The 12,533-nt window shown below is 60.5% G+C and carries 12 protein-coding genes; 3 read left to right on the forward strand and 9 right to left on the reverse strand.

All coding sequences use genetic code 11. The features are described from left to right. Window position 1: 1 nt before the first annotated feature. Together CAF74_RS07775 and CAF74_RS07780 are read right to left on the reverse strand one after the other, a co-directional pair. Entirely contained in the window at window positions 2-1,210 is a 1,209-nt protein-coding gene (locus CAF74_RS07775; RefSeq protein ID WP_085745943.1) for an MFS transporter, read from the reverse strand. 153 nt (window positions 1,211-1,363) lie between these two features. Next, the gene (locus tag CAF74_RS07780) at window positions 1,364-2,515 is read right to left on the reverse strand and encodes a M14-type cytosolic carboxypeptidase (RefSeq protein WP_085745944.1); all 1,152 of its coding nucleotides are present in this window, start codon (window positions 2,513-2,515) and stop codon (window positions 1,364-1,366) included. Between the two features lie 97 nt (window positions 2,516-2,612). Between CAF74_RS07780 and CAF74_RS28955 the strand changes: the two genes are divergently transcribed. Next, window positions 2,613-2,831 (forward strand): hypothetical protein, encoded by a 219-nt coding sequence (locus tag CAF74_RS28955; RefSeq protein WP_139832897.1) that lies wholly within the window; start codon window positions 2,613-2,615, stop codon window positions 2,829-2,831. A gap of 163 nt (window positions 2,832-2,994) precedes the next feature. Here the strand turns inward: CAF74_RS28955 and CAF74_RS07785 are convergent, their stop codons facing one another. Beyond that, on the reverse strand, window positions 2,995-3,333 hold the full coding sequence (locus tag CAF74_RS07785) for a DUF6124 family protein (protein WP_085745945.1): 339 nt from the start codon (window positions 3,331-3,333) through the stop codon (window positions 2,995-2,997). A 129-nt stretch (window positions 3,334-3,462) separates the two neighbouring features. On the opposite strand from CAF74_RS07785, the gene CAF74_RS07790 reads away from it, so the two are divergent. Beyond that, window positions 3,463-4,119: a LexA family transcriptional regulator gene (locus tag CAF74_RS07790; protein ID WP_085746264.1), complete on the forward strand. Its 657-nt coding sequence runs from the start codon at window positions 3,463-3,465 to the stop codon at window positions 4,117-4,119. 39 nt (window positions 4,120-4,158) lie between these two features. Here the strand turns inward: CAF74_RS07790 and CAF74_RS07795 are convergent, their stop codons facing one another. From CAF74_RS07795 to CAF74_RS07810, 4 genes are read right to left on the reverse strand one after another with little or no spacing between them, the layout of a single operon-like run. Beyond that, entirely contained in the window at window positions 4,159-6,108 is a 1,950-nt protein-coding gene (locus CAF74_RS07795; protein ID WP_085745946.1) for an acetyl/propionyl/methylcrotonyl-CoA carboxylase subunit alpha, read from the reverse strand. Next, window positions 6,108-6,923, reverse strand: a complete 816-nt coding sequence (locus CAF74_RS07800) for a gamma-carboxygeranoyl-CoA hydratase (protein WP_085745947.1) — start codon at window positions 6,921-6,923, stop codon at window positions 6,108-6,110. Before CAF74_RS07800 ends, CAF74_RS07795 begins: the two co-directional genes overlap by 1 nt. A gap of 13 nt (window positions 6,924-6,936) precedes the next feature. Then, window positions 6,937-8,544, reverse strand: coding sequence for a carboxyl transferase domain-containing protein (locus CAF74_RS07805; RefSeq protein ID WP_085745948.1), 1,608 nt, complete (start codon window positions 8,542-8,544; stop codon window positions 6,937-6,939). Window positions 8,545-8,556: 12 nt separating this feature from the next. Beyond that, window positions 8,557-9,720 carry an isovaleryl-CoA dehydrogenase gene (locus CAF74_RS07810; protein ID WP_085745949.1) on the reverse strand — a complete coding sequence of 388 codons (1,164 nt, stop codon included), beginning with the start codon at window positions 9,718-9,720 and terminating at the stop codon, window positions 8,557-8,559. A gap of 201 nt (window positions 9,721-9,921) precedes the next feature. Here CAF74_RS07810 and CAF74_RS07815 point away from each other — a divergent pair, with 201 nt between their 5' ends. Beyond that, window positions 9,922-11,619 carry an AMP-binding protein gene (locus CAF74_RS07815; protein WP_085745950.1) on the forward strand — a complete coding sequence of 566 codons (1,698 nt, stop codon included), beginning with the start codon at window positions 9,922-9,924 and terminating at the stop codon, window positions 11,617-11,619. Window positions 11,620-11,670: 51 nt separating this feature from the next. On the opposite strand, the gene CAF74_RS07820 is transcribed toward CAF74_RS07815, so the two are convergent. Together CAF74_RS07820 and CAF74_RS07825 are read right to left on the reverse strand one after the other, a co-directional pair. Further along, window positions 11,671-12,030, reverse strand: coding sequence for a DUF6124 family protein (locus CAF74_RS07820; protein ID WP_039767504.1), 360 nt, complete (start codon window positions 12,028-12,030; stop codon window positions 11,671-11,673). A gap of 88 nt (window positions 12,031-12,118) precedes the next feature. Next, a complete protein-coding gene (locus CAF74_RS07825; protein WP_085745951.1) occupies window positions 12,119-12,484 on the reverse strand; it encodes a DUF6124 family protein in 366 nt (121 codons plus the stop codon). Window positions 12,485-12,533: the final 49 nt, after the last annotated feature.

Here is a 12,533-nt window from a genome sequence, read left to right on the forward strand (position 1 = left end):
GTCAGTCCGACGTGGCGAGGGCGCAAGCAGCCTCGCCACGTTTCTGTTTGGCCACGGTGCTCCACCAATAAAGCAGCGCGACCGTGTTGATTGCGGCACCCAGCCAGCACACGCCCGGCCATCCTGCCCAGGCGTACATGGCCGTCGAGGCGATTGAGCCCAAGGCGCTGCCAATTGAGTAAAACAGCATGTAGCCGGCGGTCAGTCGGCTCTGCGCCTCCGGGCGGACGCTGTAGATCATGCTCTGGCTGGTGACGTGTACGGCCTGCAAGCCCAGATCCAGGGTGATGACGCCAAGCAGCAGTGCCCATAACGAAGACTGGGTGAGTGCGATTGGCAGCCATGAGCCCAGCATCAGCAGCAGCGACAGGCCGCTGACCCATTGCCCCAATCCTCGATCCGCCAGATGTCCGGCTCTGGCCGCGGCCAGTGCGCCTGCCGCGCCGGCGAGTCCGAACAATCCGATTTCACTGTGGGAAAGTGACAGCGGCGGGGCGGCCAGCGGCAACACCATCGGCGTCCACAAAACCATGGCGCTGGCGAAGGTGAGCAGGGCGAGGATTGCTCGTTGGCGCAGCACCGGTTCCTCACGAAACAGGCTGAACACTGAGGCGATCAGTGCCACGTAACGCGTGCTCGGTCGTGCGTCTTCATCTTTGGGTAACACCCGAAACAGCAGCGCGGCCATCACCAGCGTCAACCCCGCCGACAGCAGATAGATCGAGCGCCAGCCGGCCAGATCAGCCATCCCCCCAGCCACCGTTCGCGCGAGCAAAATGCCGACGACGATACCGCTGGTGATCACGCCCACAACCTTTCCGCGTTGTGCCGGGACGGCCAGGGTAGCGGCGTAGGCGACCAGCACCTGGGTGACCACGGCAAGCAGGCCAGTCAGGGTGACGCCGATCAGTAGCCAGGCGCTGTTCGAGGCCAGAGCGATCATCAGCAAGGCTGCGGCGGACAATAGCGTTTGCGTGACGATCAACCGGCGGCGGTTGAGCATGTCGCCGAGGGGCACGAGCAATAACAGCCCGAGGCCGTAACCGACCTGGGTCAGCGTCATGACGATACCGATGCTGCCCGGCGACAGGCCGAAGGCGTCGGCCATCGCATCCAGCAGCGGCTGGGCGTAATACACGTTGCCCACCGCGAGGCCGCAAGCGATGGCGAAAAGCAGTACGACACCTTTATCGAGTGTTGCAGTGTTCATGTCCCGGATCCTTTCAGGTTTCAGGTTTCAATTTGAAACTTGATTGACGGTAAGTAATCCAGTTTTGATTTGCAACCTGATTGGGTAAAAGTCGTCGCAAAAAAAAGATCGCAGACAGGCTGCGATCTTTCGTGAAGCGAAAATCCGAGGGGATTAGCGCAGGGTGTCGACCATGTCTGCGATGGTGGTCAGCACGTCTTTGCCCAGTTGCTTCGAGCGTTTGCCCGACCAGCCGGTGAGCGGATTCGGCGCATCATCGTGATCCTTGAATGGCATTTCCAGGGTCAGCGACAGGCAGTCGAACTTCTGGCCGACGCTGTTGCAGGCCAGAGTCATGTTGGCCTGGCCCGGCTCGTCGCGGGTGTAGCCGTACTTGGTCTGGAAATCTTTGGTGGTGTGCTTCAGGTGGCTGCGGAAGTGCTCTTCAAGCTTCTCCAGGCGCGGGGTGTAACCCGGGTTGCCTTCGCAACCGGCAGTGAACACGTGGGGGATTTCTTCGTCGCCGTGTACGTCGAGGAACAGATCGACGCCGTACTTTTCCATCTGCTGTTGTACGAAAAGTACTTCGGGGCTGACTTCCTGACTGGCGTTCTGCCAGGCGCGGTTCAGGTCCTGGCCCATGGCATTGGTGCGCAGGTGACCGTGGAAGGCGCCGTCCGGGTTCATGTTCGGCACCAGGTACAAATCGGCGCTGGCCAGCAGTTTGTTCAGTACCGGATCGTCATGATGCTCCAGGCGTTCGATCACGCCTTCCATGAACCACTCGGCCATGTGCTCGCCGGGATGCTGCTGGGCGATGATCCAGATCTTGCGGCGACCTTCGACGCCAGTGCCTTTGCGCAGCAACTGGATGTCGCGGCCTTCGACGCTTTTGCCGGTGGCCAGCAGTTCGGTGCCGGCCTTGGTCAGTGCTTGCTCGATCAGCCAGTCATGACGGCCACGGCTGTAAGGTTCGAAATAGGCGAACCAGGCGTGGGTCTGCTCGGCTTCGAGGCAGAAGCGCAGGCTGTCGCCTTCGAATTGAGTCGGGATACGGAACCAGTTGACGTGGTCGTAGGAAGCGACCGCCTGATAGCCGGTCCAGGCTTTGTTGTAGGAAGACTGGCTGGCGTTGACCAGGCGGAACCAGTGTTCCTGATGAACATGCAGGCCGCTGGCCTTGAAGTGGAACCACTGGAAATGAGCGCTGCGGGTATCTGGCCGAATTGCCAGAACCGGGTTGAGCGGATTGCTGATGTCGATGACTTGGATGTTGCCGCTGTCGAAGTTGGCGCTGATGTCGAACGAAGATTTGGCCACGGTCATAATCGGTTCCTGAATATGATTTTTATGGCGGCTACTTTACACGCAGGACAGGGGTGAAACCGAGGGAAATTGCGGGTTGCGGCGGGGGGCGTCTTCCGTGACGCGAATGCAGCTTAGTGGCTGTGCGATTGATTCTCAAGTGCTAATTGGCATTACTTTGCCCCAATGTGGCCGGGGTCCGCTTGCCAAGCAATATTCTTTTGATATTATCCGCGCCATCGACTTTGCGGCACCCAAAGACTTCATTAGCCTGAAGCTACAAGCCAGAAAACTGGCAAAAAAAATACCCGGCAAAAAGCCGGGTCAAAAACCGTGATTAGCCTGATGAGGAGATAGTCCAGAAGACCGACCTAAGGTCTCTGGTCCATCGACTGATCTCGCGACCAGTTGCTTGCAATAATAATCATTATCATTTGCAAGTCAAATGTTTTTATCTGCGCGATTGGAAAATTCTTTCCCGTCCGTCCGAACTTCCGTCTTCAGCGAACTGCGCCATCGAGCGAGTGATCAACCATCGCCCGCGCCATGTCCACCATGTGCACGACCGAAAACGCCAGATCCCGACTCACGCCCTGCAAGCCGTCCGCCGCCTTGAACGCCGTCGCTGCTGCACATCGCAGCAGATCGGAGGCGTGGACCAGGGATTCTTCGCCGCTCAGATTGCTGTTTACGCCGAAAAAGCGCTCATCCACTTCCGGTTCTGACAAAGCTGGTTTCAAGTAATAGTCCAACGCCCGTTGCGCAGCGGCGCACCCTTGCGGGGACGTGAAGGTGGTGTCCATTTGCAGGTCGGGCAAGTCTTTGCTGGTGATATTCATGGTGAAAGGTCACTCCTTGGTCGATTCAAATCCGTGACTCAAGCATAGTACTATCAGTATTTGTGACCAGAATTTAAATACTACAATATGTGTTTTGCCGGCCGCAGGCGTCCACGTATGGTGCCGCACATGGATAAATGGATTGAGTTGGTCAAGGCCAAAATGAGTGAGCTCAACGTCACTCAAGTCGAGCTCGGCGAGCGTGTCGGCATGTCTCAGGGCGGTATCGGCCATTGGCTGAACAAGCGCCGCGAGCCCGGCATCACGCAGATGAACCGCGTGCTGAAAGCGCTGGGCATGGAGTATCTCGAGGTCGCGGTGGTGATTCGCGAACCGCAGATCGATGCGGATGACGAAATGCCTCTGGCGCAGAAGTACAACCCTTACTTTCGCTACCCGGTCAGCGAGTGGAATGCGCCGGTCGAGGCCCGTGAAAGCCAGCCAGCGTATTCGAGTGCCAAGGACAAGCGGCGTTTTGAACTGACGGATTACCACGCCCGTGGCCCGGCGTTCTGGCTTACCGTGATGGGGAATGCGATGACTGCGCCCACGGGGCAGAGCATCGGCGAAGGGATGATGATTCTGGTGGACCCGGCGCTGGAAGCCGAGCCCGGAAAACTGGTGATCGCCCAGTGGCCGGACAGCGACGAGGCGATTTTCCGCAAACTGATCGAAGAGGGCGGCCAGCGTTACCTGGTGCCGCTCAATCCGACCTGGCCGAAAGCCTTGTTGACCGACGAGTGCCGAATTATCGGCGTCGTGGTTCAGGCAACGGCCAAATACTAGTCAGATCGATCCTCGCCAGGCGTAGGATCGATCCATCTTTCAAGCTTCTTCCAGTTCGACCAGTGCGCTGCCTTCGCTGACCATTTCGCCTTCCTGGCAATACAGCGCCTTGATCACCCCGGCGTGGGGCGCGCGGATGCTGTGCTCCATCTTCATCGCTTCCAGCACCACCAATTGAGCGCCGGCTTCAACCGATTGCCCGGCCTCCACCAGCACCCGCACGATGCTGCCGTTCATCGGCGCCGTCAGACCGCCTTGATGGCTATGGCTGGCTTCGACAGCGCTGATCGGGTCGTACGTTTCAACGCGCCGCAATTCACCGTCCCATTGCAGAAACAGAACCTCTCCACGACGAATCGCACGCAGTTGTCGGCGCAGCCCATCGTGCTCGACCACCAGTTGTTCACCGATCAGTTTTGCACTGCCGCCAGCACCGAGCGTCAACGCCCGATCCTGCCCCTCGCAACTCAAATGAAGTGCGATTTCACGAGGCAACCCCGCGCGCAAACCACTGTGTAGCGCCCAAGGCGAAGCCGGATCATCCGCCCGAGCTGTCTCCGGCAGGCTCTGCGCAAAAGCCTGCGCCGCCGCATTCCAAAATTCATCGCTCAGCGCAGCAGGTGTTGGCAGCAACTGATCCTGATAACGCGGAATGAACCCGGTATCCAGTTCCGCCGCCGCAAACGCCGGATGCCCGATGATCCGCCGCAGGAAGTTGATGTTGGTCTTCAACCCGCCAATCGCAAACTCGTCGAGCATGCTCAGCAGCCGTAAACGCGCCTGCTCACGATCTTCGCCCCAGGCAATCAGCTTGCCGAGCATCGGGTCATAGAACGGCGAAATCTCATCGCCTTCCTCAACACCGCTGTCCACACGGCGCCCCGGTCCTGCGGCGGATTCGCGATACAGATCCAGACGCCCGGTTGCCGGCAGAAAGTCATTCGACGGATCTTCTGCGTACAACCGCACTTCAATCGCATGCCCGTTCAGCGGCACTTGATCCTGAGTGATCGGCAGTGCTTCGCCGCGGGCAACGCGAATCTGCCAGGCCACCAGATCGAACCCGGTGATGGCTTCGGTGACCGGGTGTTCGACCTGCAGCCGCGTGTTCATCTCCATGAAGAAGAACTCGCCGCGAGCGTCCAGCAGAAACTCCACCGTGCCGGCACCGACGTAACCGATGGCCTGCGCCGAACGCACCGCCGCTTCGCCCATCGCCCGACGCAGTTCCGGGCTCAAACCCGGTGCCGGCGCTTCCTCGACAACCTTCTGGTGCCGGCGCTGGATCGAGCAATCGCGCTCGTTCAGGTACAGGCAATTGCCATGCTGATCGGCAAACACCTGGATTTCCACGTGGCGCGGCTTGAGCAGGTATTTTTCCACCAGCATCCGCGAATCGCCGAACGACGACTGTGCTTCACGCTGTGCGGAGGCCAGCGCTTCAGCCAGTTGACTGACGTCCTCGACGACCTTCATGCCTTTACCGCCACCGCCAGCGGTGGCTTTGAGCAGCACCGGATAGCCGATGCGCTCGCAAGCATCGCGGAAAGTGTCCAGATCCTGGGCTTCGCCGTGATAACCCGGCACCAGCGGCACGCCAGCCGTTTCCATCAAGGCTTTGGCGGCGGATTTGCTGCCCATCGCGTCGATGGCCGAGGCGGGCGGGCCGAGGAAGATCAGGCCGGCCGCTTCGATGGCGCGAGCAAACCCGGCGTTCTCCGACAGAAAGCCATAACCCGGGTGAATCGCCTGAGCGCCGCTGGCCTTGGCCGCTGCGATCAGTTTGTCGATTTGCAAGTAACTGTCGGCCGCTTTGCTGCCGCCCAGATCAACGCGGATATCAGCTTCACGGCTGTGCCGCGCTTCACGGTCAGTGGCGCTGTGCACGGCGACGGTGGTCATGCCCAGCGCCTTGGCGGTACGCATGACCCGGCAAGCGATTTCGCCACGGTTGGCCACCAGCAGGGTGGTGAGAACAGGTGCGCTCATCAACGCGGCTCCTTGGTGGTGGTTGCGGCTTGCCAGCTCGGTGGACGTTTCTGCAGAAAGGCTCGCAGACCTTCCTGGCCTTCCGGGCTGACACGGATGCGGGCGATGGCGTTCTCGGTGTAACGGCGCAGGGCCGGGGTCAGCGCGCCGTTGCCGACTTCACGCAACAGATCCTTGCTGGCGCGCATGGCGGCGGGGCTGTTGAGCAGAAGGTTGTCGATCCATTGCTCGACTTTCTGTTCTAGCTCGGTTGCCGGATAGCTTTCCGACAACAAACCGATTTCCCGCGCCCGCTGTCCGCCGAATCGCTCGGCCGTCAGCGCATAACGCCGCGCCGCGCGCTCGCCGATGGCTTGCACCACAAACGGACTGATCACCGCCGGCGCCAGGCCAATACGTACTTCCGACAGACAGAACTGCGCGTCATCGGCGCCAATCGCCATGTCGCAGCAACTGATCAGGCCCAGCGCGCCACCGAACGCCGCGCCTTGCACCACGGCCACGGTCGGGATTTTCAGTTTGGCGAGGTTGTACATCAGCTCCGCCAGTTCCCGGGCGTCGTCGAGGTTGGTGTGGTAATCGAGTTCGGCCGATTGCTGCATCCAGGCCAGATCCGCGCCAGCGCTGAAGTGTTTGCCGCGTCCGCGCACCAGCAAGAAACGCAGGCTGGCGTCGCTGGCAACCTTGTCCAGCGCCAGAATCAGTTCGCGGATCATCTCGGCGTTGAACGCGTTGTTCTTTTCTTCGCGGCTCAGCCACAAGGTCGCGAAACCCCGTGGATCGCTGTGCAATTCGAGGGTGTTGAAGTCGCTCATGAGGTTCTCCCGATCACATCCGGAACACGCCGAAGCGGCTCGGTTCGATAGGCGCGTTCAACGACGCGGACAAGGCCAGGGCCAGTACATCGCGGGTCTGCGCCGGGTCGATGACACCGTCGTCCCACAGTCGTGCGCTGGAGTAGTAGGGGTGACCCTGTTCTTCGTACTGGTCGAGAATCGGTTGCTTGATCTCGCTTTCCTGTTCCGCACTGAACGCCTGACCGCTGCGTTCGGCCTGCTCGCGCTTGACCTGAACCAGCACGCCGGCCGCCTGTTCGGCGCCCATCACGCCGATCCGCGCGTTCGGCCACATCCACAGGAAACGCGGATCGTAGGCCCGCCCGCACATGCCGTAGTTGCCTGCGCCGAAGCTGCCGCCGATGATCACGGTGAATTTTGGCACCTTGGCGCACGCCACGGCGGTCACCAGTTTGGCGCCGTGTTTGGCGATGCCGCCGGCTTCGTATTTCTGGCCGACCATGAAGCCGGTGATGTTCTGCAGGAACAGCAGCGGGATGCCGCGCTGGCAGGCCAGTTCGATGAAGTGCGCGCCTTTCTGCGCGGCTTCGGCGAACAGGATGCCGTTGTTGGCGAGGATCGCGATCGGGTAGCCGTGCAGATGGGCGAAGCCGCACACCAGCGTCGTCCCGAACAGCGCTTTGAATTCATCGAACACCGAACCGTCGACCAGTCGCGCAATCACTTCGCGCACATCGAACGGCTGCTTGGCATCTGCCGACACCACGCCGTACAACTCGTCGCTGGCGTACAGCGGCGCAATCGGCGCGCGCTGCTGCACTTCGCCGAGCTTGCGCCAGTTGAGGTTGGCGACGCTGCGGCGGGCGAGGGCGAGGGCATGCTCATCGCTTTCGGCGTAGTGGTCGGCAACCCCGGACGTCTTGCAATGCACATCGGCCCCGCCGAGTTCTTCGGCGCTGACCACTTCACCGGTCGCGGCTTTTACCAATGGCGGGCCGGCGAGGAAGATCGTAGCCTGATTGCGCACCATGATCGCTTCGTCGGCCATCGCCGGCACATAGGCGCCGCCGGCGGTGCAGGAACCCATGACCACGGCAATCTGCGGAATGCCCATGGCGCTCATGTTGGCCTGGTTGAAGAAGATTCGCCCGAAGTGCTCGCGATCCGGGAACACTTCGTCCTGACGCGGCAGGTTGGCGCCGCCCGAATCCACCAGATAAATGCACGGCAGACGGTTTTGCTGGGCGATGGTTTGGGCGCGCAGGTGTTTCTTCACGGTCAGCGGATAGTACGAACCACCTTTCACGGTCGCGTCGTTGGCGACGATCATGCACTCGACGCCTTCCACGCGACCGATCCCGGCAATCACGCCAGCGGCCGGCACGTCTTCGCCATACACAGCGTGGGCGGCCAACTGACTGATTTCCAGAAACGGCGAGCCCGGATCGAGCAAGCGGTTGATCCGCTCACGCGGCAGCAGTTTGCCGCGCGAGGTGTGACGTTCCTGAGCTTTCGCGCCGCCGCCCTGGGCCACTTGGGCGAGCAGGGTGTGCAGGGCGTCGACCTGTTTGAGCATCGCCGCGCTGTTGGCGGCGAACTCCGCTGAACGAGGGTTGAGCTGGGTATGCAGGATAGCCATGGACAGCTCCGTTTAGCGGGTTTCGTTGAACAGTTCGCGACCGATCAGCATGCGACGGATCTCACTGGTACCGGCACCGATTTCGTACAGCTTGGCGTCACGTAGCAGACGGCCGGCCGGGAATTCGTTGATGTAGCCGTTGCCGCCGAGAATCTGGATCGCGTCGAGGGCCATTTGCGTGGCGCGTTCGGCGGTGTAGAGGATCACGCCGGCAGCGTCCTTGCGCGTGGTTTCGTTGCGCTCGCAGGCCTGGGCCACGGCGTAGAGGTAGGCGCGGCTGGCGTTGAGTTGGGTGTACATGTCGGCGACTTTGCCCTGGATAAGCTGGAATTCGCCGATGCTCTGGCCGAACTGCTTGCGGTCATGGATGTACGGCACGATCAGGTCCATGCACGACTGCATGATCCCGGTCGGGCCACCGGACAGCACGACGCGTTCGTAATCGAGGCCGCTCATCAGCACTTTCACGCCGCCGTTGAGCACGCCGAGGATGTTTTCTTCCGGCACTTCGACATCATCGAAGAACAGCTCGCAGGTGTTGGAGCCGCGCATGCCGAGCTTGTCGAACTTGTTGCTGCGGCTGAAGCCTTTCCAGTCACGTTCGACGATGAACGCGGTGATGCCGTGCGGACCTTTTTCCAGGTCGGTCTTGGCGTAGATCACGTAAGTGTTGGCGTCGGGACCGTTGGTGATCCAGGTCTTGCTGCCGTTGAGCACGAAACGGTCGCCGCGTTTATCGGCGCGCAGTTTCATCGAGACCACGTCGGAACCGGCGTTTGGCTCGCTCATCGCCAGAGCGCCGACGTGTTCGCCGCTGATCAGCTTCGGCAGGTATTTGGTTTTCTGTTCGTGATTGCCGTTGCGGTTGATCTGGTTCACGCAGAGGTTGGAGTGGGCGCCGTAGGACAACGCCACGGAAGCCGAGCCGCGGCTGATTTCTTCCATCGCCACGACGTGCGCCAGGTAACCCAGGCCAGCGCCGCCGTACTCTTCCGGCACGGTGATCCCGAGCAGGCCCATGTCACCAAACTTGCACCACAGATCGGCAGGGAACAGGTTGTCGCTGTCGATCTGCGCGGCACGGGGGGCGATCTCCTTGGCGACAAAGGACTGAACCTGATCGCGCAGCATGTCGATGGTTTCGCCGAGGGCAAAGTTCAGGGATGGGTAGCTCATGGGTCACCTTTTGGCTTTTTTGTAGGGTGGGGAGAAGGGCGTTTCAGTTCTCACCTTTACGTTAACGTAAGCCTGTGACGAATGGCTGTCAATCACCCTTTACGTTAACGTCAACTTGAGCGAGAGTAGGGCCAGTTCTGAATGGTCGGAGCTCATATGGCTCCGGTCCAACACCCACTAATAAAGACAATAGGGGTCGTCATGGATCAACCCAGTGCAAACCCGCAGCGCAGCTACACCCGCGGTTCCCAGAGCAAAGCCTTGCTGGCGATGACCATCGGGCAGAAGTTCGACGAGACCGTCGCGCAGTACCCGGACGGCGAGGCGCTGGTGGTGCGCCATCAGCAGCTGCGTTACACCTGGCGGCAACTGGCCGACGCGGTGGACGTGCATGCCAGAGCGCTGCTGGCGTTGGGTTTGCAGGCCGGTGACCGGCTCGGCATCTGGGCACCGAATTGCGCTCAGTGGTGCATCACTCAGTTCGCCACCGCGAAGCTCGGCGTAATCCTGGTCAACATCAACCCGGCCTACCGCAGCTCCGAACTCGAATACGTGCTCAAGCAATCCGGCTGCCAATGGTTGGTCTGCGCCGGGGCGTTCAAGAGCTCCAACTATCACGGCATGTTGCAAGGCTTGCTTCCGGAACTGGCCGAGCAATCCATCGGCGAACTGCGCAGTGAGCGCCTGCCGGAGTTGCGCGGCTTGATCAGCCTTGATCCCCAGCCGCCTTCGGGTTTTCTCCCGTGGTCGCAACTGGCCGATCTGGCCGCCAGTGTCTCTCCAGAACAATTGCGTGAACGCAGCGACAGCCTGCACTTCGACCAACCCGTCAACATCCAGTACACCTCTGGTACCACCGGTTTCCCCAAGGGCGCGACCCTCAGTCACTACAACATCCTCAACAACGGTTACATGGTCGGCGAAAGTCTCGGCCTGACCGCTGCTGATCGCCTGGTGATCCCGGTGCCGCTGTATCACTGCTTCGGCATGGTCATGGGCAACCTCGGCTGCATCACCCACGGCAGCACCATGATTTACCCCAACGATGCCTTCGATCCGCTGCTGACCCTGAGCACCGTCGCCGAAGAAAAAGCTACCGCGCTGTACGGCGTGCCGACCATGTTCATCGCCATGCTCGATCAGCCACAACGTGCTGAATTCGACCTGTCGACCCTGCGCACCGGGATCATGGCCGGCGCGACTTGCCCAATCGAAGTGATGCGCCGGGTCATCAACGAGATGCACATGAGCGAAGTGCAGATCGCCTACGGCATGACCGAAACCAGCCCGGTCTCGCTGCAGACCGGCCCATCCGACGAACTGGAGCTGCGCGTCACCACCGTCGGCCGCACCCAGCCACAACTCGAAAGCAAAATCATCGACGAGGCCGGCAACCCGGTGCCACGCGGCACCATCGGCGAACTGTGCACCCGTGGTTACAGCGTGATGCTCGGCTACTGGAACAACCCGAATGCCACCGCCGAAGCCATCGACGCAGCAGGCTGGATGCACACCGGCGACCTGGCGAGCATGAACGACGAGGGTTATGTGTGCATCGCCGGCCGTAACAAGGACATGATCATCCGTGGCGGCGAGAACATTTACCCGCGTGAACTGGAAGAGTTCTTCTTCACCCATCCAGCGGTGGCGGACGTGCAGGTGATCGGCATTCCTTGCTCGCGTTACGGCGAGGAAATCGTCGCCTGGATCAAATTCCATCCCGGCCACAGCGCGACCGAACAAGAACTGCAAGCGTGGTGCAAGGAGCGCATCGCCCACTTCAAGACGCCGCGGTACTTCAAGTTTGTCGAGGAGTTTCCGATGACGGTGACGGGCAAGATCCAGAAATTCCGGATGCGTGAGATCAGTATCGAGGAGTTACGTAGCAACGAGGGCTGACGATTAGAGCTTTCGAAGCCAGGGCGCGCACCCTGGCTTCGAAAGCGGCGCTTATTGCTTTACTTCTACATTTTCCAACGCCTGATTAACCGCTAACTCCCCCAACATCACCACTTGCGCAATGCCCAACAGGGTCTTGCGGTTCGGCCCTTCCAGCAGGCCGGCAAAGTCACCGAGCATGACCGTGGCTGACGCGAGGGATTCGCAGGCGTTGGCCAGCAAGGATTCCGTGTCGGTTTGCGGGTTGACCATGAACATGTCGTTTGGGGTGTAGGGTGTGGCCATGATCCGGGCTGCGGGTGTCAGGTAATAGTCGAGGGCGCGTTCGGCGGCGTCGTGGAGCTTTCTAGAATCGGGAAACTCGTAGGGGGACACCGGATCTTCTAACGGTGGAATGACGGTCTTGGACATCAGCTGGAACTCCGGAAAAGAGTCGCTTGAGGATTTTTATAGACGGCTGCCAGGCAGTGAGGGGACAAGCCCCTCACCGAGGCGGCAACTACCGCGAGACGTGATGGTTATCCAGCACACGATTGACCAGCAGCTCACTCAGCATGATGACCTGCTGCAGAATCTGCATCGCCTTGCGCTGCGACGGATCGACGGTTTCGCCAATATCCCGGGCCATGTCACTGGCCGACGACAGCGTTTCGCACGCTTCGACCAGCAGCGTTTCGTCATCCATCGTTGGATTGACCAGATAGATCTTGCCGGGCTTGCGCGATGGCTTGGACGTCTTCTGCGCCCCAGGATCGAGGTAATGATTGATCGCCCGCTCGGTGGCCGTTTTTATGTTTTCGGCTTCGAGTGCGGCGTCGTAGGGGATTGAATCGGTTTCTGGTGGGTTTGGTGTGGCTTTGAACATACGTGTAACTCCTATCGCAGATCTCAGGGAGCCATCACCCACGCTACCA

The organism is Pseudomonas sp. R45(2017), from assembly GCF_002112305.1.
Taxonomy (GTDB): domain Bacteria; phylum Pseudomonadota; class Gammaproteobacteria; order Pseudomonadales; family Pseudomonadaceae; genus Aquipseudomonas; species Aquipseudomonas paraglycinae.

Coding starts and splice junctions, on each gene's coding strand:
- CAF74_RS07775 (WP_085745943.1), bottom strand. CDS start 1,210: ATGAACACTGCAACACTCGATAAAGGTGTCGTACTGCTTTTCGCCATC.
- CAF74_RS07780 (WP_085745944.1), bottom strand. CDS start 2,515: ATGACCGTGGCCAAATCTTCGTTCGACATCAGCGCCAACTTCGACAGC.
- CAF74_RS07785 (WP_085745945.1), bottom strand. CDS start 3,333: ATGAATATCACCAGCAAAGACTTGCCCGACCTGCAAATGGACACCACC.
- CAF74_RS07790 (WP_085746264.1), top strand. CDS start 3,463: ATGGATAAATGGATTGAGTTGGTCAAGGCCAAAATGAGTGAGCTCAAC.
- CAF74_RS07795 (WP_085745946.1), bottom strand. CDS start 6,108: ATGAGCGCACCTGTTCTCACCACCCTGCTGGTGGCCAACCGTGGCGAA.
- CAF74_RS07800 (WP_085745947.1), bottom strand. CDS start 6,923: ATGAGCGACTTCAACACCCTCGAATTGCACAGCGATCCACGGGGTTTC.
- CAF74_RS07805 (WP_085745948.1), bottom strand. CDS start 8,544: ATGGCTATCCTGCATACCCAGCTCAACCCTCGTTCAGCGGAGTTCGCC.
- CAF74_RS07810 (WP_085745949.1), bottom strand. CDS start 9,720: ATGAGCTACCCATCCCTGAACTTTGCCCTCGGCGAAACCATCGACATG.
- CAF74_RS07815 (WP_085745950.1), top strand. CDS start 9,922: ATGGATCAACCCAGTGCAAACCCGCAGCGCAGCTACACCCGCGGTTCC.
- CAF74_RS07820 (WP_039767504.1), bottom strand. CDS start 12,030: ATGTCCAAGACCGTCATTCCACCGTTAGAAGATCCGGTGTCCCCCTAC.
- CAF74_RS07825 (WP_085745951.1), bottom strand. CDS start 12,484: ATGTTCAAAGCCACACCAAACCCACCAGAAACCGATTCAATCCCCTAC.